General features: G+C 64.2%; 20 protein-coding genes and 1 pseudogene. 4 read left to right on the top strand and 17 right to left on the bottom strand.

Features of this window, described 5'->3' with window-relative positions:
• Window positions 1–601: pseudogene (locus ACRCUN_RS23625) on the top strand (NAD-glutamate dehydrogenase); the annotation flags it as partial.
• 17 nt (window positions 602–618) lie between these two features.
• Here the strand turns inward: ACRCUN_RS23625 and ACRCUN_RS23620 are convergent.
• On the bottom strand, window positions 619–2,457 hold the full coding sequence (locus tag ACRCUN_RS23620; RefSeq protein ID WP_462144048.1) for an acyl-CoA dehydrogenase family protein: 1,839 nt from the start codon (window positions 2,455–2,457) through the stop codon (window positions 619–621).
• 402 nt (window positions 2,458–2,859) lie between these two features.
• Between ACRCUN_RS23620 and ACRCUN_RS23615 the strand changes: the two genes are divergently transcribed.
• Window positions 2,860–4,305, top strand: a complete 1,446-nt coding sequence (locus ACRCUN_RS23615) for a flavin-containing monooxygenase (RefSeq protein WP_462144047.1) — start codon at window positions 2,860–2,862, stop codon at window positions 4,303–4,305.
• Here the strand turns inward: ACRCUN_RS23615 and ACRCUN_RS23610 are convergent.
• From ACRCUN_RS23610 to ACRCUN_RS23595, 4 genes are all read right to left on the bottom strand, one after another.
• Complete coding sequence (locus tag ACRCUN_RS23610; RefSeq protein ID WP_462144046.1) at window positions 4,302–4,994, bottom strand: SGNH/GDSL hydrolase family protein; 693 nt, start codon at window positions 4,992–4,994, stop codon at window positions 4,302–4,304. The two genes, ACRCUN_RS23615 and ACRCUN_RS23610, sit on opposite strands and share 4 nt — an antisense overlap.
• A complete protein-coding gene (locus ACRCUN_RS23605) occupies window positions 4,991–5,593 on the bottom strand; it encodes a tetratricopeptide repeat-containing protein (protein WP_462144045.1) in 603 nt (200 codons plus the stop codon). The genes ACRCUN_RS23610 and ACRCUN_RS23605 overlap by 4 nt, the downstream gene beginning before the upstream one ends.
• Window positions 5,594–5,664: 71 nt before the next feature.
• On the bottom strand, window positions 5,665–6,585 hold the full coding sequence (locus ACRCUN_RS23600) for a hypothetical protein (protein WP_462144044.1): 921 nt from the start codon (window positions 6,583–6,585) through the stop codon (window positions 5,665–5,667).
• 183 nt (window positions 6,586–6,768) lie between these two features.
• A complete protein-coding gene (locus ACRCUN_RS23595) occupies window positions 6,769–7,014 on the bottom strand; it encodes a hypothetical protein (protein WP_462144043.1) in 246 nt (81 codons plus the stop codon).
• Window positions 7,015–7,607: 593 nt separating this feature from the next.
• Between ACRCUN_RS23595 and ACRCUN_RS23590 the strand changes: the two genes are divergently transcribed.
• Together ACRCUN_RS23590 and ACRCUN_RS23585 are read left to right on the top strand one after the other, a co-directional pair.
• Entirely contained in the window at window positions 7,608–8,336 is a 729-nt protein-coding gene (locus tag ACRCUN_RS23590; protein ID WP_462144042.1) for a response regulator, read from the top strand.
• A 13-nt stretch (window positions 8,337–8,349) separates the two neighbouring features.
• Window positions 8,350–9,594 carry a sensor histidine kinase gene (locus tag ACRCUN_RS23585; protein ID WP_462144041.1) on the top strand — a complete coding sequence of 415 codons (1,245 nt, stop codon included), beginning with the start codon at window positions 8,350–8,352 and terminating at the stop codon, window positions 9,592–9,594.
• A gap of 6 nt (window positions 9,595–9,600) precedes the next feature.
• On the opposite strand, the gene ACRCUN_RS23580 is transcribed toward ACRCUN_RS23585, so the two are convergent.
• From ACRCUN_RS23580 to eccB, 12 genes are all read right to left on the bottom strand, one after another.
• Window positions 9,601–9,945 carry a helix-turn-helix domain-containing protein gene (locus ACRCUN_RS23580; RefSeq protein WP_462144040.1) on the bottom strand — a complete coding sequence of 115 codons (345 nt, stop codon included), beginning with the start codon at window positions 9,943–9,945 and terminating at the stop codon, window positions 9,601–9,603.
• A 210-nt stretch (window positions 9,946–10,155) separates the two neighbouring features.
• Entirely contained in the window at window positions 10,156–11,970 is a 1,815-nt protein-coding gene (gene eccE, locus ACRCUN_RS23575) for a type VII secretion protein EccE (RefSeq protein ID WP_462144039.1), read from the bottom strand.
• A gap of 20 nt (window positions 11,971–11,990) precedes the next feature.
• Window positions 11,991–13,424, bottom strand: a complete 1,434-nt coding sequence (gene mycP, locus ACRCUN_RS23570) for a type VII secretion-associated serine protease mycosin (protein ID WP_462144038.1) — start codon at window positions 13,422–13,424, stop codon at window positions 11,991–11,993.
• Window positions 13,418–14,968, bottom strand: a complete 1,551-nt coding sequence (gene eccD / locus ACRCUN_RS23565) for a type VII secretion integral membrane protein EccD (protein WP_462144037.1) — start codon at window positions 14,966–14,968, stop codon at window positions 13,418–13,420. Before eccD ends, mycP begins: the two co-directional genes overlap by 7 nt.
• 10 nt (window positions 14,969–14,978) lie before the next feature.
• Complete coding sequence (locus ACRCUN_RS23560; RefSeq protein ID WP_462144036.1) at window positions 14,979–16,361, bottom strand: MinD/ParA family ATP-binding protein; 1,383 nt, start codon at window positions 16,359–16,361, stop codon at window positions 14,979–14,981.
• A 46-nt stretch (window positions 16,362–16,407) separates the two neighbouring features.
• Entirely contained in the window at window positions 16,408–17,235 is an 828-nt protein-coding gene (locus tag ACRCUN_RS23555) for an ESX secretion-associated protein EspG (RefSeq protein WP_462144035.1), read from the bottom strand.
• A 103-nt stretch (window positions 17,236–17,338) separates the two neighbouring features.
• The gene (locus ACRCUN_RS23550; protein WP_462144034.1) at window positions 17,339–17,650 is read right to left on the bottom strand and encodes a WXG100 family type VII secretion target; all 312 of its coding nucleotides are present in this window, start codon (window positions 17,648–17,650) and stop codon (window positions 17,339–17,341) included.
• Window positions 17,651–17,697: 47 nt separating this feature from the next.
• Window positions 17,698–18,000, bottom strand: a complete 303-nt coding sequence (locus ACRCUN_RS23545) for a hypothetical protein (protein ID WP_462144033.1) — start codon at window positions 17,998–18,000, stop codon at window positions 17,698–17,700.
• 106 nt (window positions 18,001–18,106) lie between these two features.
• Window positions 18,107–19,426 carry a PPE family protein gene (locus ACRCUN_RS23540; RefSeq protein WP_462144032.1) on the bottom strand — a complete coding sequence of 440 codons (1,320 nt, stop codon included), beginning with the start codon at window positions 19,424–19,426 and terminating at the stop codon, window positions 18,107–18,109.
• 45 nt (window positions 19,427–19,471) lie between these two features.
• A complete protein-coding gene (locus ACRCUN_RS23535; RefSeq protein ID WP_462144031.1) occupies window positions 19,472–19,768 on the bottom strand; it encodes a PE domain-containing protein in 297 nt (98 codons plus the stop codon).
• Between the two features lie 137 nt (window positions 19,769–19,905).
• Window positions 19,906–24,033 (bottom strand): type VII secretion protein EccCa, encoded by a 4,128-nt coding sequence (gene eccCa, locus ACRCUN_RS23530; protein WP_462144030.1) that lies wholly within the window; start codon window positions 24,031–24,033, stop codon window positions 19,906–19,908.
• Window positions 24,034–24,035: 2 nt separating this feature from the next.
• Entirely contained in the window at window positions 24,036–25,616 is a 1,581-nt protein-coding gene (gene eccB / locus ACRCUN_RS23525; RefSeq protein WP_462144029.1) for a type VII secretion protein EccB, read from the bottom strand.
• Between the last annotated feature and the right edge of the window lie 9 nt (window positions 25,617–25,625).

Here is a 25,625-nt window from a genome sequence, read left to right as displayed (position 1 = left end):
CCCCCAACCCCTAGCCGTCGGCGCCGAAATCAACCGCTTCGCCGCCACCGTCACCACCCTCACCCCACGCATGTCCGAATGGCTACGCGGCGACGACAAAGCCATCGTCGAAACCAAAACCGCTGAGCTGACATCAGATGGAGTTTCACATGAGCTGGCCCACCTGATCGCCTCCGGGCTATACCGTTTCAGCCTGCTGGACGTCATCGATATTGCCGATATCGCGGACTGTGAACCCGGCGAGGTCGCCGACACCTACTTCGCGCTCATGGACACCCTGGGTACCGATGGACTGCTCACCGCGGTATCGCGCCTCTCCCGCACTGATCGGTGGCATTCATTGTCACGCCTGGCCATTCGCGACGATATCTACGGCTCACTGCGCGCCCTGTGCTTCGACGTGCTCGCCGTCGGCGAACCCGAGGAAACCGGCGAAGAGAAAATCGCCGAGTGGAAGTTGACCAACAGCTCCCGGGTGGCGCGTGCCCGCCGCACACTGACCGAGATATCCGAATCCCGGCAGTATGACCTGGCCACACTGTCCGTCGCTGCCCGCCAGATCCGCAGCATGACCCGCACCAGCAGAGCCACGCTTGGATAACAGCCGACGTACTACCGCTACCGGCGGCCGTCTGGACCGTTCGGGGTGAACCGATCCGACCAGCCGGCGTCGCGCAGCCAGCGGTCCACCTCGTCGTCTGCGAGCAACCGAGCGGACAGGACCGAGAGGTCGAACGCCGACGTCAAGATGGACAGATCACCGGCCAGGGCCCGGCAACGCCGGGTGAGTTCTTGATCGACCAGAATCGCCTGCGGACCATTCATCAATCCGTGCTGTGAGTACCACAGGCTCTGTGCGGCAATACGTTCCAGTGTCCACACCGCAGCCAGGTCGATCACCAGGTCGCGGGCGGTCTGATCGACAAGCCGCTGTGCCGCGGCAAGGAGACAATCGGCGGCGAGATGCTCCGCAGTCGCCGCCGCCAGGTCGTATGCCACTGAAGCTGGTCCGACTGTATGCCCGACGACTCCTTCCCGGACGTCGACGGCCAGGATCTCCACACGCTCGGCCAACATCTCGTGCCACCACTGGCGTTCATCAGGCACACCGGGAATCCTCAGTTGGGTGATGTCCATCCCGGACGGTGAGCCACCCTGTGCCACGCGCCGCACGAAACCTCCTGCGGTTACCCACATATTCTCGTTCGCACCGCCGGCCGTGATGGTTCCCTCGCAGTTGCTGATCCAGTCGGTGAGGTAGCTGTTGCGTAGCGCCCCGAACGCGACCGACTGCCGCCTACACATCTTCAGCACATCGAAGGAGTTGTACAGCAACAAAGGTGTTGCCAGCATGGCCCACAGGTCTCGTGGGCTGCCCGGATCGGCGTCGGCGGTCGTTTGTTCAGCGACGACAACACCGAATGCGGACGTCGCATAGACCGTCGCGGCTGCTGACACAAGATCCCGTTCCAACATCCGGATTTCACCATCCGACTCCCGACGCCGTGTTCTGTGCACAAGCATCGCCAACGCTGCCCGCGCGGTCGCCACGGCCGCGTTCGGCAGATCCACGCGCCCGTCCGACAGAGCCGAGATCGTACGACGGGATCGCTGCGCCGGGCTCAGTGCACACGCCAAGTCCCCGACCCCGTCGAAGGTTGCCCAGTCACTCGCCAACATGGCTTCGGGAGGTATCTCGATGTCAAGGGCAATCAGGCCACAGTCGATTCCGGCGCCGGTCTTACTCGGCAAGGCGGCCATATCGACACCATTGACAAGGCCTTCCCGCGTGGATGACTCCAGGAGGAAACCGAACACTCCCTCGTCGTGTCCGTCGACGACCAGCCGGGCGGTCACGACCGCGACCCGCGGGACCGCGTCATCGCGAGTTCCGCTTGGTATGACCTTCAATGCCGCCAAGTCCGGTGTGACCAGCCGTATCCGGCGAGTGGCCCGATCGAGGATCGCCAACGTTCGTACGTCGGGGCTGCCGCTGTCGCCGAGCTCGGTATGCGCGAACTCACCGAGAGCTGCTCCGGTATCCAGTTTGTCGAGCAGATCCCGTTGATATGCGGCACCGGTACCGAGCAGACGCACACCGGCGGTCGTCAGGGACATGTGGCCACTGAGCAGATGCAGGAAGCGCGGTGCGGCGACTGCCACTGCCGAGCACAGCTCGGCACGCAGCCAAGGATCAGACGCCAACACCGCTGACGACCCAGCGAGGGCAGTAATCGCGCGCCGCAGCAGACTCGTGCGAGACGCGGCATTCTCGGCGTCGGTGCGCTCGCGTTCGACGTCCTCACGCAGCGTCAATACCGAATCAACTATCCGCTTGTACCTGGAGTGGCGAACACCGAAGAGGACTTGGCGAAGAGCGGCAGTGGTGGACTCGGGCTGCTGCAGTGGAGCCGCCTTTCCGCCAGTGCCGGGCACCTCGGGACCGAGAAGCGTCATAGCGGAACCTCTCTCGGCGGTGGGCCACGGTGGCCGACCGGGTGACGCAGGGCGTCGTGCCGGTCGCAAGTGGCACAGAGCAAGTCGAGACCCACCAGTGCGGCGGCCCATCCCTGGCCACCCTATGGGCTGTCCCGATCGGCGCGCGTCATTCCGTGGGCTGGTTGACTAGTCATCCCCAAGGAGTAGGCGAGTCCTCCTTCGGAATGAGGCAGCGAGGCATCTGGGATGAATCGCAGTGGATCTTGAAATACGTTGGTGCGCTTTGTTGTTCGGAGCACTAATGTGTTCTTGGGTTCAGTGACACACACATTGAACCTTCGTTGTCACCACAACCTTCCGGACTGTTGTCGCACCGTGCGCGGCGAGGTTGGGCTCCGGTGATATATCCAGGAGGACTCCATGAAAACGTCGCGTGTGAGTGTCGTGATCGTCGGCGCGGGTTTCGGCGGGTTGGGTATGGCCGCCGCCCTCAAGCGCAACAAGATCGACTCCTTCGTCGTCTTGGAAAAGGAACACGAAGTCGGTGGGATATGGCGTGACAACACGTATCCCGGCTGTGGCTGTGACGTGCCGTCCCATCTGTACTCGTTCTCGTTCGAGAAGTACCGCAGTGCGACGTCGCGCTATCCAGCCCAGCCCGAGATTCTCGACTATCTGATCGGGGTGTCCGAGAAGTTCGACATACGACGGCATCTACGGACCGGAACCATGGTCATCGCCGCGGAATTCGACGACACGGACCGTACCTGGACTGTCACCACAGATAGCGGTGAGACGTACGTAGCCGATGCTGTAATCTCCGCCGTGGGCCAACTTCACCGACCCAAGCTTCCAGATATACCAGGCCGGACCACCTTCGCGGGGCCGGCGTTTCACTCCGCACGGTGGGACCACACAGTGGACCTCACCGGACGGGCGGTCGCCGTTATCGGCACCGGTTCGAGTGCCGCGCAGTTGCTGTCCCACGTCGCTGCCGACGCACGCAGGGTCCACGTATTCCAGCGCACACCGAACTGGGTGCTGCCCAAGCCCGCTGCCGATTTCGACACGTTGACCCGAACAGTTTTCAAACGGTTTCCGCGTACCCAGGACGCGTATCGCGCATTGGTCTACCTCGCAGCGGATCTCGCACTGTCGCCGATCATCACTCGTGGTTGGTCCGCCCGGCCCGCAAGGTGGATCGCCAACTGGAACCTGCGCCGTCAGATCGCCGACCCTGCTCTGCGAAAGAAGCTCACGCCGAATTATCCAATCGGTTGCAAGCGGATCGTCATCGACAACTCCTTCTATCCGGCGTTGTCTCGACCGAACGTCGAACTGGTGACCGAGCCGATCGCGCAGATAACCCCAGCCGGCGTGGAAACCTCCGATGGCGCAGAACGCACGGTCGATGCCATCGTCTATGCCACGGGCTTTCGCTCCACCGAGTTTCTCGTGCCGATGGACGTCCGGGGGAAGGACGGCCTGCGCCTGTCTGACGTCTGGAAAGACGGCGCGGAGGCGTACCTTGGCATCGCCCTGGAGGGTTTCCCGAACTTCTTTCTGGTGCATGGACCGAATACGATCCTCGGACACAACTCCAACGTCTTCATGATCGAGTGCCAGGTGCGCTACATCATGAAATGCCTCGAAATGCTCCCAGGAGCAGTAGAACTGCGTGCCGACGCCATGAAGGACTACCGCGAGTGGCTCGATACGGCCGTCGCTGAAACCGTCTGGCCGGCCGGCTGCAACAGCTGGTACAAAACTGAATCGGGACGGGTCACCAATCCGTGGCCGCAGTCGACCATGCACTACCGCAGGCTGCTCCTGAAGAACCCGCAGGCGGCCTTCACCGTCCGCTAACTACGCTTCTCCAGCCATTGGCCTCGGCTATGTGTCGTCACGATGTGTTCGATCAGCCCGGCGATGATCGCCTCACCGTGACTCGTGTGATATGCGGCTCTCGCCGACCATTCGGGTGCTCGGTGCAGGTCGGACGGGCCGGCACACTTGGCGTGGATGGTGCCGATCATGTGTTGGACTTGCCGCTCGTACACAGGCACATAGCTGACGCCGTGCGCGATCGCGGTTTCCCTGATCACCTGGCTGTATCGGCCGAACGGAAGGACCGGTGGCACATCGAGATTCAGCCCCAGTACGGGTAGTGACAGCAAGGCGATTCGCGCGCCCGTCTCGCCGACCAACCTGGTGACGATGGCGTCTAAATTCTCGGCGAACCAGTCGATCGTCGGCAGGGTGGGCAGATTGTGCTGTTGTCGCATGGTTCGCGCGGTCGTCGGGCTCAAACCTGCTCTGCCGTCGCCGGTGCCGGCGAGCACTGTGATGATGTCCGGTTGCTGCGCGACAACCGCATCGAGGTATCGAGCAAGGTGGTGCGCGAAGCCGTCGTCGGCGCCCATGCGGGTATAGGTCACCTGGGTGCCTGCGCGGTTCTGCAGCAGGCAGACGTGGTCGGGTTTGAGGCGATCGCGGGTGATGCTGTCCCCGAGGCAGACGACACGCATCATTTCACCCGATGAGCAACCGGTCATGCCGTGTCCCCGTTGGTCAGAGATGGTTGCCCGCCTACGGCCCGGCACTCGGGACGGCCCTTCCAGAATGCGACGGCTAGCCGTGCCTGTGCGGTGCTGGGATGATCATCGCCGAACAGACGCGTTACGGTCGTCTCGATCGATTCCCAGGTGGCGAGCGCCTGGATTGCGTCCTCCGACCAGTCCTCCCAGAGCGCCCGGTTGAATGCGGCGGAGACGGTTGCCGTGTGATCGGCACCGAGGACGCGGTGTAGAGCGGGTAAAAGTGTATCGAGTTCGGTTGCAGCAGTTCTGGTATCACCCGACAAACCGCGCCAATACGCCATCTCGGTGCGGTTGAGTATCACCTCGGCGGCGCCGGCGCCGGAGATGCGGACGCGAATGGCCGTGATGCCATCGGCGAGTGCCAGCGCTCCCGCGAAGTCACCATTGACCGCACGCAGTCGGGCGAGGGCGTAGCCGGTGTCGAGAGTGGTGGCGTGGGTACTGCCCAACGTATGGAGGCACTCCTCATAGAGTTGCGTCCAACGAGCTTGCGCGGCGTCCGAATCGATGCCGTGGACGTCGCGTGTCTCGAGTGCGATCCGCAGTCCCAGCATGGCCGGGTGACTCGGACCGAGTTCCGCCGATAATGTCGCGATTGCGGCCTCCACAGGTGATCCCGATTGACTCATCGCGTGTTCTGGATGTCGGCCATGAGACGGGTTCCGGCGTGGGCGGCCAGATCTCGGGTGACGTTCTCCAACGTCACGGCGGCCAGTTCGTTCTCTACGACAGCGACGAACGCGCCCGGGTCGGCCGTTCGGCGTACGTGGGGCCGATGGTCAGTCAAGTTCCGCAGAGTCAGTACGCATTGTTTGAGCACGACCAGACGGCGAAATAGGGCTGTGGTCAGCTGATCCCGCTCGTTCACATCGACGCTCGACCCGGACTCCACGCGTTGTTCGAGATCGTCTAATCGCTTTGCTGCACAAGCGATCTGATACAGCTCCTCCCCCCCGTCGAATCTGCCGCGATGCGCGTGGATCGAAGACAGTGACCAGGCTGGGGCGCGCTCGATCGCCGCAACGAGCTGCGCACCGGTCAACACATATCCGCCCCCGGTGGACACTTTGCCGGACCCCGCCAGGGGACTCCACGTCAACCGCCGGCGCGCACCGGCAATCGCCATGAGCTCTCCGGTACTGAGGCGCAAAGGGTCGCAGCGGGTCCAGAGCCACCCACCGAGGGAGGAGCCGGCAAGCGCCGAACACAACACGGCCGCCCAGCCCGCGTACGGAGCGATACCAAGCAGGTCCTCGCCGGAACTCCGACATACCAGCATGATTCCGGCAAGTGTCACCGCTGCGCCGGCCCACACGATGATCCACCGTGCGTCACGCAGCGGCGCCCATAACCGCCAGTAACGCGGGCCGGGGCCCCAATACTGCGCCTCGGCAGGGACTTTGAGATTGCGGGCTCGCAGCTTGTCCTGCACTGCCGCCGGCATGTCCGCCGCACGGATCGGCGCCTCCAAAGTGCCGCTGTACATCCATTGCGGCGCTTCTGCGACACTGCGGCGATCCGCCGCGCTCCAGAATGCCAGCGTCATTCGGAGCGAGGATCGTGCCTCCTGTTCAGGACCCACCCGATCTCCCGCCTTCCGGCGCGGCCCGGTCTTCTTGCCGCGTCCGCCGGCAAAATTGCTGTGTGCAACAGATTTTAGGTCGCCCAGGACCCGGATCCGGGCCCCGCGTCACGTTGATTTCGACGAATTTCGTGGCGGCGGCGCCGCTCAGTCGGTCGTACCGTCCAAGACATCCGTGGCATTGAGCAAAGCCGCTGCCAGCCTGCGGGCATCCTCGGCCGTCAGCAGCTCGTGCTCGTCGGTAGCGATCCACGGCGCAGTCCGGATGACGCGGCCGCCGACGATGCGATCCTCGGCCGTGATCCAGCACAACGCATTCGTCGGGTTGTGTGGTTCGGGAAAGTACCGCGTCCACGTGCAGAGCACGCCGCTGCCCTTCCCGGACTCGATCACATCCCAATGGGGCTGAGCACCGGGAAGACACCAGGCCGGAGGTGGAACTGTCGGCCCGAGATCGGTTGTCGGGAGGCGGTCAACCTTATGTACGGTCAGCGACATCGTGCTCCTGCTCCTATCAGTTCATTGACTGCTACTTGTGCGGGCAGATCGGCTCATCGTCGAGGCGGTAGGTAGAAGCATTTGGCGAAACAGTCTCAAGTGGCCGGCACGGGCAGTTCCGAGAACTGCGCTCTCGAGCAGCAGTTCTGATTGAGCCGGTTTCGCGAGCGGCGGCATGGGACAACACTATGGATCCACCCACGACCTGCGCGTCGTCCCGCGGACCGAACTGTGTGTACTACCACGGGCGGACATGGGACATGACCCCGCAGATCGCGCCATGCGCGTCACTACTCGTTGGTTACCGACCCCGATACCGGTCTGTACCGATACGATCGCGCTATCGCTCAATCAAATGTGTGTCGTTGCGCACCGGGGGGAAGCGCGCTGTGCCGCCTCATGGACGGCGAAGCTTGTCACCGGATAACTAGAATCACGCTGGGCCGTACCGGACCAGATTCCGCTATCCACAGACGATTCGGAGTCCCATGACTTCCCTGGCAGATCATAGTGCCGACGAGTCGGCGATCTCGGTGCTGCTGGTCGACGATCAGGAGTTGGTCCGGTTGGGGCTACGGCGCGTGCTCCGGCGCGAGGAAGGCTTCGTCATAGTGGGTGAGGCAGGCGACGGCGGCGAAGTGCTGGCCGCGGTGGCTCAGTGCCGTCCGGACGTGGTCGTCATGGATGTGCGGATGCGTCACGTCAGCGGTATCGAAGCGACCCGCCTGCTCACCGAAACCGGCGGGCCGCCGGTGCTGGCGCTCACCACGTACGACGACGACGAGTTGGTGTCTGCGGTGCTTCGGGCCGGCGCCCGGGGGTTCGTACTCAAACACTCTCCGGCCGAAGGTCTTATTCGGGCCGTGCGTACCGTCGCGCGCGGCGAGTCCTATCTGGACTCCGCGGTCACAGGCAGTGTGCTGGAGACTATTCGCCGCGCACCGGCACGGCTCTCCGTCGAACCACAGCCGAGTGAACTGACCGAGCGTGAGCACGGTGTCCTGATATTGCTCGCACGCGGCCTGACGAACGGTGAGATCGCCGAGACACTGGGGATTTCGGATACCACCGTCAAGACCCACGTCCGTCGCATCTTCGCCAAACTGGATCTGCGGGATCGGCCAGCGGCAATCGTATACGCATACGAACACGGCATAGTCAGCGCTGTCGGCCATGACGAAACCTATCGCCCAAGCGGCTCTTCGCCGTCAAAGTGAACCGCGAGGGCCGATGAGTCAGTCCAGAAGCGAGGCCGGCCTGGTCGGCGTTGGCGTGCGGTCCTTCCAGGTCGTCATCCGGGCGATCGCGGAATTCTTCCGCCGACGCTTCGCCGGCGAAATCAGCCCGCTGGGTTTTCCCTGGGCGATCGGCATCGCCTGGCACTTAGGACTGTGGGTCGTGGCGACGACAGCCATCGTCCAACGTGGTGGTCAGCCGTGGGGCTGGATGGTCGTGGCCGGGCTGCTGGTTTTCGCGCCAAGCATCGTGTTCCTCGCGACGGGCAAAGTCATGACGGGCTTTCCCCTCGCGGCGACGACGCTGCTTTCGACCGCGGTGTTCGTCTGGACGCATCCGGTGTCGTTTGACATCGCGCCGCTGATCCCGGCGTTTGCGTTGGGCGCGATAGCCGTTCAACTGTCGACCCTCGCAACTGCCATCATCGCGTTGGGGTATTCCGCCGTGCTGATCGGTGCACAGCTCACCGATCGCATCGACGGCGTGGTGATCTTTCTGGTGTTGATGGTGATCTCCCTGCTGATCCACCACATGCTCAAGACACAGCAGCGGCTGTTGGCCGTTGAGCAACAGGCCAAAGACAGCGTGCGCGAGCACGCGACAAGCGAGGAGCGCCGCCGGATCGCGCGGGAAATCCATGATGTGGTTGCACATTCGATGAGCATCACCCTGCTTCACCTGACTGCGGCGCGTCGAGGATTGCAGCAGCAGGGGGATATGTCCGAGGTGATAAGTGCCTTGGTTGACGCCGAGCGGATCGGTCGTTCCGCGATGACCGATATCAGACGCACCATTGGATTGCTGGAGACCGGGCCTACGAGCCCGACGTCCGAGCCGAGTATCGACGACGTGGTCGACCTCATCCACGACTTCGAGGTGGCAGGCTTGTCTCTGGACTATCAGATCATCGGGTCCACCGACCATGTGTCACCGAGTACCGGATTAGCGGTCTACCGAATCTGCCAAGAGGCACTGGCGAACGTGGTCAAGCATGCACCGCAGGCGAAAGCCGACATGCTCCTTGAGATATCGTCCAGCTCGATCGTCGTATCGATCGGCAACGAATGCCACCGTTCACCTGCGGTCACAAATCCCGACCCGGTCGGCGGTCGCGGCATCTCAGGGATGAAGCAACGCGCCGAGCTGCTCGGCGGCTCGGTGATCGCCGGGCGGCACCGCTCGCGGTGGACCGTGGAAGCACGCATACCGTTGACCAGTTATCAGCCCGGGACGCGTTGACGTCGGTTATTCCGAGGTGTCCGGCGGAAGGAATTCGCGCGGTGAAACCCCGAGCAGCGCCGCCAACTCGTAGACGACGTCGAGCCGCGGCGCCGATTCGCCGTGGTAATACCGATAGATCTGCGTCTGAGACACCGGCAAGTCGGGGGCTTGCTCTTTGAGCAGCTTCTGCAGCCGCAGCGGCGTCAGCTTGCGCACCCGGCCCGATCCATCGAGCCTGCGGACATTGAGATTCTGCGAGAGCTCCTGAAGACGCTGCGAGAAGTACTGGGTGGCCGGATGCGGAGGCTCGAACGGCGCCTCGTCGCTCGTCTCGACGCGCACCAGCTCCAGCTCATGTGGACCCGTCACTCGTATCCTTCCCTGGGTTGACTCTGCCTTCGGCATACCACGATGCTCTTCTTGATCGAAGAATTCGAGGCGGTCTTCGCTAGTCTAAGTTTCTGCCCGGCCTTGACAGGCTGTTCAGCGGTTTGCGGCACGGAATGCACTTCCATCATATCGCGGTGGACGGCTTAGCCAACTGGATCGCCACGGCTATCGTTTGCCTTTCCGGCCGGCCTACCCCAACGACGATGGCGGCGTCGGGGGCAGCTTCGGACGACGGCGCGGCGCACTCGCCGCCGGTTGAGCCGGCTGGCCGCGGACGGTCCGGCGGGGCTCGGCGAATCGGAACGATCGGCCTGCGGCCGGGTACCTCGGTTCGCTGTTGCTGTGCGCGACACCCACGCTGGCCGCTTTGCGCGGGACGTCCTCGGCTTCTCGCCGGCGCGGGGATCGGGTGAGGACGGGGTCGGTTCTCACCACACGGCGTGGTTGTGCAGTTCGATCGTCGATGCCGAGATACCTGTCTTCCTCTCTGGTGCGGACGACGGTCACCTCCACCGGAGGCCGGTGTCTGACCGCGACCGTCACCTTCGACCGGTCGCGCTGTGTCAGCACCAGATCGGCGACGGTGTTCGGACTCAGCTGACCGTCGGACAGTGTCAGCACGGTTCGCGCAGGCACGGTGGTCACCGGGGTCGCGTCGAACACCGCGATGTCGCAGTCCCGCGCACCCGCGGTAGCGAAGAACAGGCGGCGCGGGTCGTTGACGGACGCGACCAACGTGTCCCAGCGGGTTCGGTCGGCAGCGTGTAACCCCACCACGGACCCGGTGACGACGGCACGGAGCACGAGTTGATGGGCAAACAGCAAATCGACTCCGGCATCGACCCGCAACCGTTCCGGGCGTCCGCTGTGGTCGCACAGCGACACGGCCACCATCGCCCCGTCGTCGTGGCCGAGAATCTGCCCGGCGGGACCGATGGGCACCTGGATGTCTCTGAGCGCTTCGCCATACGTCGCACTGGGGATGTCGGCAGCCAAACTGACATCGCCGCCGGGCAGTGCAGCCTGCAGCAGCGGACCCTGGACTCCGGCAGGCGCCGTCAAGACCCCGGTCGGCGGGCGCTGGACGTTGCCGAGCGTGGCGTAGCGGACGAGCGCTCCGATGCGTGGACCGGACGTGATCCTGATTGTCACCGTGGTGTGTTCGGTTCGCCACGCCCACCACCGATGCAGCTGTATGGTGCTGATCTCGGTGGGATCCGCGACGTACGTCGTCACGTAGGTGGCGTCCGTGCGGATCGTCGACCATCGTTCGTCACAACCGTCCATTGCGACCCCGTTCAAGAGCACGTCGGACAGGTTGTCGAGTTCAGCGCCGGACAACGCATGCGCACGAATGCGCTGCTCCCCCAATCTCTGCACGACCCGATACGCGGCCGTGGCCAGCGCCCGCGGCGCAGACCGACGAGATGGACCACGCGCCGCGATGCCGTCGAGATTGTCAACAGCGTTGAGGCGCAGCACAAGCCAGGTTCGACGCTGTGCGACGAACGGGCGCGATCCCACGAACTGGGAGTACACGGTTCGGTACGCCGAACCCACTGGGACATGCTCGCCGGCGGACACGACGTCGATGTTGAGGTCCAGCCCGTACTGCTGCGTAAAACCCACCACCATGTCGAGCGGCAACACATTGCTTGTCGTCGGTTCGTCGTCGCCCTCGCGGGTCAACGCCAACGCGGGTGCGACCTCGACCGCGGCGACCAAGGTTTCGCCTTGCCAACGGATCCCGGCCTTGCCGGCCAACACTGTGACATCGGCGGCAGCAGGCAACCGACCGATGGGACGGCGGCGCCGCCGCAGATGCGCCGCGATGACCAACACCCAGTCCGGCACCAGAGTGCGGCGATCGATCCGCGCGAACAGCATCAGCGAGGCCGCGGCCACGATCGCCCCGCCGAGCAACGGCGACAACTGTCGCCCCGCCACAAGCGGCACGACGGTACACAGGGTCAGGACCAGGACCAGTGCAGAGCCTGGTCGCATCCGATTTCGGTGGGAACTCTTCACGGCTTACCGTCAGAACTGGCGCGCGCGGCGATCGTGATCAACCACGCACACAACGCGATCAGTGCGATGGCCGCCGAAACAACCGCCGCCACGATTTTCGGCCGGGTGTCGGGCGGCGGCAGTGCGGCGGGGATCGTAAGCTCGGCCGCGGTCACGGTGATCTCAGGTTCGTCAGCAACAGGCACGTCGTGAGTCAACGCCGCCAGCGGGTCGATCATCCCGCGTCCGACGACGTTGTCGGTTCCGCGTGCAGGCGCGTGCGCGGTGGTGATGATGCGTGCGGCGATTTGGCGCGCCGACATCTGCGGGAAGCGAGACCGCAATAACGCGGCGGTGCCCGATACGAACGCCGCGGCGAACGACGTTCCGGCGATCGGCACCAAACCGCCGTTCTCGCTTGCCATGCCGTTGATCACCTGGTTCGGGTCGCCGTTGCTCAGCGAGACGACACCCGATCCCGGCGCGGCGACGTCGACCCATGGACCGGCCATCGAGTTCGGGCTCCGGATGCCGTCGGGGGAAACGAACCCGACCGACAAGACAAGTTCATCGAACCATGACGGAGTGGACACGGATGTCACCGAGCCCCAATTGCGACTGTCTTGCGGTCTGGCCGGATCCGTCATGGGGTTGCTTGTGCAATTGGTGTGTGCTCGACCGGCTTCGAGGCTGCCCACGTTGCCTGCTGCGGTGACGACGAGTGCGTCTTTGACGTCGACGGCGTACCGCAGCGCGCCGCCGAGCGTGGACTGGTCGATCATCTCGTTGGCCTTCAGACATGTCACGACGCTGATGTTGATCACCTTCGCGCCGAGATTCGCTGCATGCACAATGGCACGTGCCAACGATCGGATATCGCCTGCCGCACGAGTTTGATTGGGATCGTTCGGGTTTGCGCCGATGGATTGCGGAGTGAACGCCTGAGACGTCTGCCGGATCGACAGGATCTGGGAGCCCGGCGCGATTCCGACGAACCCGTCATCGGGTGATGGTGAGGCGCCGATGAGCCCGGCGACGGCGGTGCCGTGGCCTTCGCAATCGGTGAAACCGTCACCGGCGGCGTCGACATAGTCGCCTCCAGGCACCATCGCGCGCAGCCGCGGCTGGGGCCGCACCCCGGTGTCGATGACCGCCACCATCACTCCGGCGCCGGTGGAGAACTTGTGGATCTCGTCAAACTGGAGAGTGGTGGCCGGAGGAGGCGACTTGTCGAGATCGGAGTTCGGTAGCACTCCCCCGACGATGCATCCGCTGTTCTGGCGCATCGGCACTTCGGGCCCTGGCGGTCCGTCGGGCGGTGCCGCGGCAAGATCGGGCTGGGGTGGCGTAACCGCATGCGCGGGCAACACGGGCGCGATCGTCCATGCGACCACCACCGTGGCGATGGCCAGCCGACGCCACCTCGTGGGCCCACCTACGGCTTTCACCACAGCCCGTTCCGCAGCGCCGCGTAGGCACCGACGATCCAGAACGCCAACGGCGCGACGGCGAGAATCGCAACGAACTCAAGCTGTTCGATGCGCCGTAGCGTGATGGGCGACATCTTGGCTCTGGGCAGCAACAGGCCCGCCAGTAACGCCAGCACCCCCGACGCAGCCACCACGGTGATAACCCCCAACTGCGCACCGGGTGTGTGCACACCGGCCACGACGACGACGGCCGTGCCCGCGGTCAGAGCGAACGCGCCGATGAAGAACACCGTGGCATGCAGACGGTCCGGCAGCGACCGGCCGCGCAGGAGCATGATCAAAATCGTCAACAGTGCGAGCGCCAATTCGCCGTAGAAGTAATGGGTTCCGGGGCGGAGGGCTGCCACCGCACCGATCACGAGGGTGACGACCGCGGCGACGAACAATCCGGTGAGATACTTGTTTGCGACCCGGGACCGACGCTCCAACTGGCGATCCTCGTCATCGGACAACGCGACCGAACGTACATTGTCCGCGTCGTCGAACACCTCCACCTCAAGGGCGGCCTCTTCCAGTTCGGCACGGTCGATGTCCTCACCGGGGACCGGCAGGCTCGGCGGGCGTACCTTGGCCCGCAGCAATGACAATGCCGGCGCTCCGACGATCACCACCATCCCGGCGACGACCGCACCGGTGCCGACTTGTCGGCCGTCGAACCCGGTGAATGTCAGCACCGCGGCTGACACGGCGCCGATGCCCGCACCCGTGACTGCCGCGGTGTGCATCATGATCCCGATGCCCGTCAACCGGGCCACCAGGAGCGAAACCACGCCGGCGGCGAGCGCGGCCACCGTCGGGTTCGCGGCAGTCCAGGCGCCATCAACCCCGTCAAGCGTGGGCACGGCCACCCAACCGGCCGCAAAGGCCAAGGGCAGTGCCGCAATTCCGAGCGCATACGACAGCGCCGCGCTGCGCCGCTTCGCGATCACAGAGCCGGCAACCGCCAGCACGGCCGGCACCACCGCCGGGGCAAGCCACCAGTACACGTCCGAGGCGGACCACCAGGACAGCATTGTCAGCACTGCCAGCAGCAGTCCGAATGCCACCAGCGCCGTCAACGCGAGTGACCGTGCGGTCGCCGGTGTGAAGGACGGGAACCGCACGGCGTTGAATTCGGCGAGCGCGTCCGGACCGTCCTCGATCAGCGGTTTGAAGACTTCGGTCGAGTGGATCTCGCGCAGGATCAACCGGTCACCGTCAAGCACGCCCAGTTCAGCCAGGGTCTGAGATCTGGCATAAGGCATTCCCCCTTCGGGGGCAAGCGAATACACGCCAGTCGGGTTGAACTGGACCTCGAGACCCTCGTCGGCCAACGTGGTGGCGAGAAATCTGGTGAGACCCTCCATCACAACGGTCAACGGTGCATGGGCCACCAACGAGGTTTCGACGAACCACGTACCAACATGGATCGCCACCCGCACCTGTTCGGGTACCGCCGCGACGGGACCGGCCGCGGAGGTGTCAGGCTGCGGCGCCGCGTCGAGCACTGGTAGTACGACTGACATGACGCTCGCCTCAGTCTCCCGCCGCGGATTGAGCCGGCGGTTGGGGGATCAGGAAATCGTCGGCGAGAACACCGGCCAGTTCCTCGAACCCCCTCCTGGATCGGCGCGACAGCTTGTTGAGATCCACCGCGAGACCTTCGTCGAGGTGCTTGTCATAGCCGACGTAGTGCATCTTGATCTGCTGACGGGCGAAGAACTTTCGAAGCTCGTCGACACTCATCTGCGGCTTGGCCGACGATTCGTTGATGAGCAGGACCGTGCGGGCCAGCAGGCCTTCGTGTCCGTGAAACCGCAACCAGTCAATACTTTTCGCGGCAGCGAGCGCTCCCGAACGAGTCGGTGGGATCAGTAGCACCAGTGCATCGGACTTCGTGAGGACCTCGCGACTGACCGGTGTGTGAAGGTCGGTGCCGCCGTCCCAGAGCAACAGACTGTAGTAGTGCGACGCGATTTCGTGGACATCGCGGATGTCCTCGGGTACCAGGACGCGGTCACTGTCGGCGCGCCATCCGCCCGCCAGTACATGCAGGTTGGTTTCGGTGGTGGACAAGTAGCGCTGCACGAAATCCCGCTGGGACAAGTCGCTGGCATTGAGGAGATCCAGCATCGTGTGGCGTTCGGGATGGATCGCGGTACGGGTGTCGAGATCGCCTGCGGCCGGGTCGACATCGACCGCAAGGACCCCATCCGGGCGCAACGACGCGAAGACCTGACCCAAAGTTGAAGAAACGGTGGTTTTTCCCGCGCCACCTTTGAGGGTGAGCACGGCGACGGCATACATGGCATTCTTCGGTGCTCGAATGCGCTGAACCAAGTCACGGTGCCGGCGTTCTTTTGCCGATGGTCCAAGCCCCAGTCCCAAGCCGTTCAGCGTGCCGCGCCACCCGGTGGTCGCACGCGGTGACTGCTCTTCTTGTGACACCGTGACCAGTTCGGCATGCAATCCTGCGGTGGCCGCCTGAATCGGCGCCGAACGCCGGTACTCCGCGTCGGTTTGCGGTATCGCCTCGGCACGTGGGCCCGGTGTCGGGGCTGGGCCGCGGCGCGTCGGCATTGCCATCGGACCGGTGTGCCCAGAACCGGCATGTGGCCGCCGTGGTGCAGCGTCTTTGGTGCGGACGCTGCCACCGAAGCCCGGCGATGACTGTTCGTGTGGCTGTTCGGCGAGATCGGGCGGCGGTGGCAATGGGTGATGCTGTTGCGGAGCCCATGGCGGCATGGCCATACCCGAGCGTTGCGGCGCCTGCGCATTGCGTAGTCCGTTGGGCGGAGGGCCAGGCAGACCCTCGCCGCGATCAACGCCGGCGCGCACGAACACCTTCGTCACTTCCTCCGAGGGCACAGAGGGATCCCACAACCGTTGGTTGGGAACCGAATCGGCTTCCTCAGCCACGCCATTTCTCCTTCTCCGCAATGTGTCGCGGATGTGTTCGGTCCAGCTACGGTGCGGCCGTCGTGGCAAACCAGTTGCGGGACGGTGTCATCGCGATGAGGTCCTCGACGGCTGTGCGGAACCGCGCGTAGGTTCCCGGCCCCGCAGTGACGGAAAGCTGCGATCCATGTTTGCGCACCGCGGTGATCACCCGGCCGAATGAGGTGTCCGCCACGGCGATTCCGGCGGGCGTTACGACCGGCTCTGTTCCATGGTTGTCGTACATCACGATCTCGCAGCGCTGGCCGCTATAAGTCGAGACCTCGTTGAGGATCCGCGCAGTAGCAGCATCCACTCCGAGTTGCCGCAGCGGCCGCACGATTTCACCGGGAGGACTCTGCGCGACGCGCTGGAACTCCTCCAGTGGCGCGGTTACCGAGGTCATCCTCGCCGGCGGCGGCGCTTGGCTACCCTCCGATTCCCGCATCGCGGCCCACAATGGTGCGGCGACGACTTCGTGTGCCCGCTGACCGTGTGACCACAGTCCCTGTATAACGACCTCGTCGCCACGCCGCACCGCCATGACGTGTTCGGATCCGCGACGGGCGACCACGACTCGTCGCATGAATTCTCCGTTCATCGCGCGCAGCGACGCCTCTACGTCGGGGCGCTCGAGGACCCGAAGCCATCGCGCCAGGTCGGGTTCGACGGATCCGTCCACATCGAGCAGCCCTGAACGAACGAGCACGGGAACCGTGACGTCATCCACGCGGTGCTGGTCCGTGCGGTAGTACACGTTCGAGTACAGCGCCAACACCGCCGGAAAACTGTCGATCCCGAGCAGTCGTTTCAGGAACAGCGCACCGTCGACGCTCAGGTAGGCCGCGGCCAACATCTGTTTTTACCGTGAACCGTTCTGCCACGTCTGACAGTCACCCGACGAAACGACAAGTCCCCACGCATGTGACGCGTTGGGGCGCTTGTCGATTCGTTGGTTGTCAGACACCCCGGAACATGTTGGCGTGTGAGACTTCGGTCATCGCCATTTCGCCGTTCGCTACACCGAGGTCCTGCGCTGTGCGGTTGGCAATATCGATGACCCCTTGATTGGCGGCTTCGAATTGCGTGAAGGCGTCCTGAAACGAAAGCCCCGACGTACCGTCCCACGACGCCTGCAATGAGGCCCGGTTCGCTCGGCCCGCGTCGAGAAGCGCCTGGGCGGTGGTCACAATCCTGTCCAGCCCGGCCTTCACCTCCTCGATACCGCCGTAGTTGTAGTGCACATCGGTCGAGCTAGAGCCTGAAATCATGATCGTCCTCCTGTATGTGTCTCGTCTGGCGTTCAGCCGAGACGGGTTTAGACAACGCCTTGCTGAAAGAAGCTGGCGCCGGCGGCCTCCTGATTGGCGATCAACGCAATGCCGTGTTGCAGGCCATCGGTGATTGCGGTGTAGGTGTTGTTGTTGAGCAGCGCCACCTGTCGGATTTCCATGCTGCGCGTCGTGAAGGCGGCAGCCATTTCGCCCCGGGCGACGCCGGGAACGGTGTCGATCAATGCTTGCAGCTGAGTGATGTTCCCCGCTGTCTCGTCGACCAGCCCCCGAAACCCCTTCGTGTTCGCGATCTGGTTGGCGGTGTCCTGGGTGAATGCCTGCTGCATCGTTATCTCCTTGGGCCGTTGGACTGTGCGGTGCTGCTCCTCGGACGCGCAGATGTGCGCGCTACGCCCCGAGCAGCTTTGGGCGCAAGTACATGTCGAGACCGGTTCACGACGCCTCCTGTCGTTCCCGCGTCAACTCGCCGACCGACACCGTCTCCACCGACGTGTCCTGTTCGCCCCACACCGGAATGACCTCCGTCACCGGCCGGGTGAGCGGAGCCGCTTGATCACGGCTTTGTTGGGTCCCCGCCATCGGGGCGATCGCCGGTCCGATCGGACGTGCCGCGCCGGCGGCCGACGCGGCCGCGGAAGATGGTGGCGGCGCCGAGGCCGCAAGCGCGGCGTCCCATGACGCCGGGAAGCGGTACCCGGTGGACGCACCGGACAGTCCGCCGAGTCCGGAGACATGCAACCCGGCGACCATCGCCGAACTTCCCGTTCCGGTTCCGGCCAGAACATCCAAAGTCGGCGAATCCGGCCGAGTGTCAAAGAATCCCACGTCACCAAGATCTGGTGCGTTCACTCCCTCCATCAGGCTGGCGACGTGCGAGCTGATCTGCTGTCCGACCTGCTGACCGGCCTGAAGTACTTGCTGACCCACCTGCTGCTGCAGCTGGATGGCCTGCTGAACGACTATCGGCGCAATCTGCTGCGCAGCCTGCTGACCCATCTGCTCGAGTTGACGGAGTTGAGCTTCCCGGAATCGGGCCATCGCCGCCTCGGCGTCGGCCTGCTCGGATGTCGTGGCAGCCTCCTGAGCCGCCGCGTACGTGAGCCCCGCGCCCTGACCCGCCTGCATCGCAGCCTGGTCCGCACTGGCTTCAGCAGCAATCGCTTTGAGCCGCAAGTTGTCTGCTGCCGAGGTCGCTGCCGCCATGCTCTGGTTGGCGATAGAAGGCACCGCGACGTCAGTGCTCACGAGCGGCGCGGGAGGCTGGAACGGCTCGAAGGTCGTGTTGGCGACGGTAGCTGCGAGGTATGCCGCCTGCACGGCCATGTTGTGGAAACCCATCACGGCGTACTCCACCTCCTTGACCGTGATGATCGGCTGGTTCTGGCCGAAGAAGTTGGTGGCGACCAGAACTACGCGCGTGACCTTGTTGACGACGATCGCCGGAATCGGGATCACCGACGTCGCCGCGGTGGTGTACGCCGCAGCTTGATCGGCAGTGCGGGCGGCAGTGGTCACGAGTTGCGCGTGGAGCAGTCGCAGTAACGCGATATGGCGGGTCAGTGTCGCTGCAACCATTTCCGCCGCCGGCCCCTGCCAACTGCCCATCAGGCGTCCCAGGTGTGTCAGCAGCGAATCAATGGCTGTTTCAAACGCATACGCGAAAGCGGTGAACGACTGCGACGCGGCGAGCATCGGCCCGGCGCCGGCACCGGCCATCAACCTGCCGGTGGTTATTTCTGGCGGGGCCCACATCAGCGTCCCCAACCGGTGGCTGCGCTCGGCCGTGCGGCCCGCGGCTTACCGGAACATGGAGCCGTTGGCGACATCTTCGACCCCGTAGCTGAACCCGGCACTGCCCAAAGCATTTGCGTACCGCGCCTGTTCCGCCGCGACCTGTGCCGCGACCGCAAGAAATTGCGCGGTGTGAGCGCTCGTGTTGACCACCGCCAGCGAAGATGCCTCGTCGACACCGGCGGGTGCCGGCTCCGCCGCGGCGGTGGCGCCGCCGGCGACGACCGCCGCGCCGCGCGCAACGACGCCTGCAATGTCGGCCATCTCAGTAACCAGCACTGGGATGTCAACTCTGGTGATCATGGCAATTCCCCGATCATGCGGATACGTGCACTTCCTGTGTGGGTAAGTTTACCTATGGCGGGAAGTATTGCAACCGGTTCCAGACCGAACAAGGCGATACCAGCAAGTTCACGATGGGTTACGCCGCCGTAACCACGTCAGTCCCCGAAGTCCTCGACTACGTCCGCCTCGGCGAGGCCCGACCACGCCACCTGGATACGCTCGGTCCGGCCGAATGCGGTCTCGACGTATCGCCCGCGGCCAGGAATGCCGAACCGCTCGAATTTGGTTTCACCGACGCCACCGTCGTACTTGTCGGCCGAGAGTAGGACGGCCGGCACACGGTCCTCCCCCAGTTGCTTGATAATCGGATCGCTGTACTCCGCGAGCATCAGCCCTTGGGAGTTGCGCGCCACCACGAAATGGAGCCCGCGAGCGAGCGAATCATTGCGTACCCATGGGACGAGGTTGTGAACGGCCGGGCTCGCATGCCGTGGCGCGACGATCTGATAATCGTCGATCACGACGAAGATTTCGGGTCCTTGCCACCACGACCGCGCCTTACGCTCAGCCGCGGTGACGCCGGTAGGGACCGTCCGCGATGCCATGTCATACGCATCGTTCAGCGTGTTGATGACGGATTCGAGCTCGCTGTCGCGCCGAACGGTGGCGAACAGGTTCTTTTCATCGATGCACCCCAGATGCCTACTGCGCGGATCGATCAGCACGATTGCCGCATCGTCCATCGTGGGGAACTGTCGCGAGATGCTGTCGATGATCGTGCCGACGAGTTCGCTCTTTCCGGACTTCGGCTCCCCGTAGATGACCAGGTGCGGCTCGCGATACATCTCGGCATATGCCACACCGAGGGTCGATTCCCGCACACCGATCGGAAGGCGCAGCCGCCGCCGTGGATCGCCGTCCTGAGAAGGCACACTCGGCGTCATCTCGGCGCGCGTCAACGAAACCGGAAGCGTCCGAACCCTCTCTGCGCCCGTCGACGAGCTACTGGCAACTGAGGCTATCAAGCTCGACAGACCGGCACCCACACTGTTCGGATCGGGCACCCCGTCAATGCGGGGCAGCGCGACAAGCCCCTGCAGCTCGGAGTCGGTGGTGATGGCATGCCCGGGTTCGTGCCGGCGTTTCTTGGCCAACGCCGCCTTGACCCGTGACATCTCACTGTCGCTGTGCAACTCGATGAACGTATGGATATGGGGTTCGATGCCGCGCATCTCTACAGTCCGGGCGGTCGTGAGAATCAGGTGCACACCGTAATTCAGCGCACCGGAGATCAGCGCCTCGACTTCAGCACCGCGGTAATTGAGCACAGCACCGGTGGCCACCGCCGCATCCCAGCCGTCGATGATCAGATAGACGTCGCCGTAGGGATCACTCGCCCGAATGGGTGTGTCGGGTCGCGTTCGCAGCGCGCGATAGTCGGCGATCGTGCCGATTCCGTGCTCCCGAAAGAGTCTCTCGCGATCGATGATCAGAGTCTGGAGCTGGACGAGCATGCGATTGACTGCGTCGGGTTCGGCGCGGGTTGCGACCGAGCCCACGTGCGGAAGCTCGCCCAGCGGGCCGAGCCCACCGCCGGCGTAGTCGACGATGTACATCTGGACCTGCTCGGCGGTGTTGTTCAACGCCAGTGAGGTCACCAGTGTCTTTACAGCCGTGGACTTTCCGGTCTGGCTGCCACCGGTGATCAACACGTTGCCGCTGAGGTCGAGCAACCAAGCGGGCTGGGCATGTCGAGCTGGGTCGTCGAACAACCCGAACGGCACGGTGAGCCTGGGCATCGATGTGTTGACCGGCGCCACCCACTCCTTGAGTCCGGGGTCGACATCGTCCAAGGTCGTAGCGGTCAACGGCGGCAACCACATCCGGTAGGGCTTGGTGGCGGTGCCGAGCTTCAATCGTTCCACCACGGTGGTGAAAACCGTCGGCGCTGCGTTGATCTCGTCTTCACTGCGATGAGGCTCCGGCAGCTCGACGGGTGTACCGGCATCGGGCAGCGGTTGTCGCGCCGCGGTGAACGGCTGCGGATCGATGGTTTCTGCGGAATGTGCCTGAGTGCCGGATTGTTCGGGATGATCGATGGTCGCGGCGGGCGGGAAGTATGGCGCACCGGTCCAACCGGAATAGAACGTCGTCATATCGCCGCCGGTTACCTTCAGCACCCCATGCCCGGGCTGGCCAGGTAACCGAAAAGCCGCATCCGAGCCGTCGAGCAGGCTTCGTGAATCACTGGCAGTCAGCGTCTTCAGGCCTATCTTGTAACCGATATTGGCCTCGAGACCGCTCGTGCGACCGGCGGTTTCCAGCGTCTGGGAAGCGAAGAGCAGGTGCACGCCGACCGACCGGCCCACTCGGCCGATCCGCTTGAACAACTCGCCGAAGTCTGGGTGGGTTTGCAGTAGCTCGGCCCATTCGTCGATGATCACGACCAAGGAGGGCAACGGTGGCAGATCGGCCCCGCGTTCGCGTTGGATCTCATAGTCGCGGATGTCTTTGATGTCCGTCCGCGGGAACCGTTCGTTCGCGTCGCGCAAAATCACGTAACGGCGTTCGATCTCGCCGTTGAGCATTTCCCGCATCCGGCCGACGAGGTGTGCTTCCTGTTCCATGTTCGTGATCACCGCAGACACATGCGGGAGGTCCCCCATGTCCAGGAAGGTCGCACCGCCCTTGTAGTCGACGAGCAGCCAATTCAACAGATCAGGACTGTGCGTGATCGAACCGTTGGCCACGACGTTGCGGAGGAACTCGGATTTGCCTGACCCCGTGGCACCCAACAATTGACCGTGCGGTCCGGTGCCGCCCTCGGCTGCCTGTTTGAGATCGAGTTCGAGTCGATCGCCGGACGGAGTGAAACCGATCGGGATCCGGAGTCGTCGCCGATCGGTATAGCGCGTGATGGCACTCCAGGTCTCCATCGGATCCAGGGCCCCAGGATCCCGCACGCGCATCAAAGCGCCCCAGTCCCGTCCGCGTTCCACCTGCTTGGTGGCTCTGGTCATGTTGAGCAGCGTGGCGACTTCGAACCTCGCCAGCTGACGGGCGACGGTGCGCGCATCCCCGATTCCCACCTGGTCTGCCATCGCCACCCGGATGGGTTCGGCCAGCGGTCGTTCGGCCTCGCTGCGCCACACACTGCCATCCGGGTCACAGCGCAACGTGATACCTTCATCGGCCGTCAGGGCGTTCAGCGGCGGATCGATCAGCAGCCAGGTGACATTGGCCAGCGGCGTAATCGCCGAATCGATCAGCTTGTCGGGTATCGCGGAATCGACCACGACCAGCACATGACGGTACCCGTCGCTCGTGATCTCGCGGTTGGAATCGAAGTTGGTGTCGAAATCCACCACTCCCTCGCGGTCGCTCTCCTCATCGGCACCAAGGCCTTTCGTCAGTGTCGACCAGTCGGAATACAGCATCCGCGCCTTGCCAAGGCGGTCGATTTCAGACGGATGCTGGCTGTGTGGAAGCCATTTCAGCCACGACCACGCCACGCCATCCGGGTCATCGGTCAGCGCTGCGATCGCGAGATTGTCCGGCCCGTGCGTCACCGCGGCGTGCAACACCATCGCCCGCACCATGCCAAGGGCCACGTCGCGCTCACCGGTGACACCGATCACCGGAAAACGCGATGCGGTCAGTGCGACCGGCATACCGCGCACGGTGGACTGATGCCGCAGAAACCGCACGGTGGTGACCCACGAAACCGGCTCGAGGAACTCCCCGGGCGGTGCCTCGGGGACGACGATGCGAGCCGCCAACTCCACCTCGCCCAAGCCGTAACGCAAGGCAGTGAACTCGTCGCTGGTCGGCATCACCTCCCACATCCGTTCGGTACCAATGAGGCTCGGCAAGGTCACCGGGTCCGGGTAGAAGTACTGCAGACCCTCGTGCATGCTCAGGCCACGCGCGAAGGCTTTTTCGCGAGTGACGCTGAGCGCCCGCGTCGACGACTTTCGGTCGGCGAGAATCTGGGCTTTGCTGGTGCCCCCACCGCCGCCCCCGTTGAGCGCCATACCGCCAACGCCCATGAGCATCATCAGGGGGAAGAGGATGTACAGCGGGTTGAACGTGCGACCGGTACGCAGCATCAGTGCCACCATCGCGATCACGACGACCACCATCATCACCGGCAGTCCGACCGTCCGCCATTTCGGCTGTGGTTCACCCTCGTCGATCTCTTTGGGCGGCGGCACCTCGATCTCGTCGCGAGCGATCCGGGGCGGGCTCGGCTTGTTGGGTGGGCGGAAAAATGAGACCCGCATTGTCACCGCACCTCTTCGGGGTCGATCCCGGCGACGAATTGATCTGGGGGTACGCCATCGTGGCGAATCAACGCATCACGTTGGGAGAGTGTGGGGCCGGCCGCGAACAGCGTCACCACTACCCAGGGCGCACGGGCAGGATAATGCAGGCCCAGTGCCGGTAGGGTCTTCTCCCCCTCGGTTCCACTGGTGTCGAGGCCGAAGCGAACACCGTTGTCCGACAGCCAGAAATAGCCTTCCTGGTTGCGGGAATCAGGCGCCGACCCCGTCACCTGAACGAAGCGGCCGGTAGTGGGTGGCATCGAGATTCGGTCGGCAGTTGAACCTTGCGAGTACGCCGCCGTCACGAGCGGCACCATCGCGGCCTGACGTTCCGGTGCCAGCGGCAGTGACCGGCCGGTGAGAACCTCTGTACTCGCGGTCGGTTCCTCCCGATGGTGCCGCCATGACCAGCACGTCACCGGATTATGCGTCGCCGATTCCAGTTGCACCGGCGCAGCGGGGTAGTAGTCGACCGACAACTGCCGCGACTTGGGATAGTCGGCCAGCTCATCCGGTCCGATCTCGGCCGGCTCGGTAGTGGCCTGCCGGTTGGCCGCCCGGATCATGGTCGCCGCGGCCATTCCCACCTGCTGAACCCCGTCGGACAGCACCACGTAATACGTCGAGTCACCGCTGAGTTCAGACACCTTGAGAATGGTTCCGACCTCAAGTCGCCGGGATGACTCGAACTTCGGCACCGTCCCGGAATCTGCGATGACCGGCACGATCAGCGGTGGCTCGGCAGGCAGTGCGTTGAACAACCCCGGAGAAATCGGAAGCACGCTGTCGTCGGTTCTCAAGCCCAGCGCATCGGCAACCACACCGTCGGTGGGATCGACCGCGGCGCGGACCACGATGCCGTCGGGCCGCGCGTACACCAGCCAGGTCTGGCTGCGATAGCCGACGAGACGAGCCCGCGCGCCACCGAGCGCGCTCGTGTTCTGATCATGATCCAGCGCGCCGCCGATCACGGTGGTGGTTACCGGTGACAGCGCACTGGACGGCAGCCCGGACACCGGATCAAGTGGCACGGCCGCGCCGGTAGCCGTCGTGTCACACACCGTCCACACCGAGAGCGGATCGTCACTGTCCCGGATATCCACTGGCGCGCCGACAATCCCGACAAGGGAACCGCGCGGAAACTTCGCGATCTCGGTATCGCGTGCGCGTACCGGGTTGTGTGGCCCGCCGGCGATCAGGCGTGCCGAGGTCAAGTTCGTCACCGGATCCAGGCGGTCACCGACGCGGACATACAGCGCACCGGAGTCTTTGTCGGCCACGATCTGCGCGTTGTCGACCAACCCGGCGGGAGAGATCAGACCCCACACCAGTGCACCGACCCCAACCACCACAGCCAAGATCAGTCCGAGCGCCAGTGGCGAGGCCTGGAAGCGCTGTGGATCGTCGATCATTCGGGTGTCGCGTCGCACCAACGCGTGCTGCAGCCGCCGGTAGAGGAATCGCCACCCCGAAACCTGATAACGGGCGGTCAATCGAAAACCGTTGCGGCGTCTCTTCTCAGGACCGTCGATCTCAGCCACGATCTGGCG

The organism is Mycobacterium venezuelense, from assembly GCF_054919535.1.
This window is presented reverse-complemented; position numbering and strand designations above follow the sequence as displayed.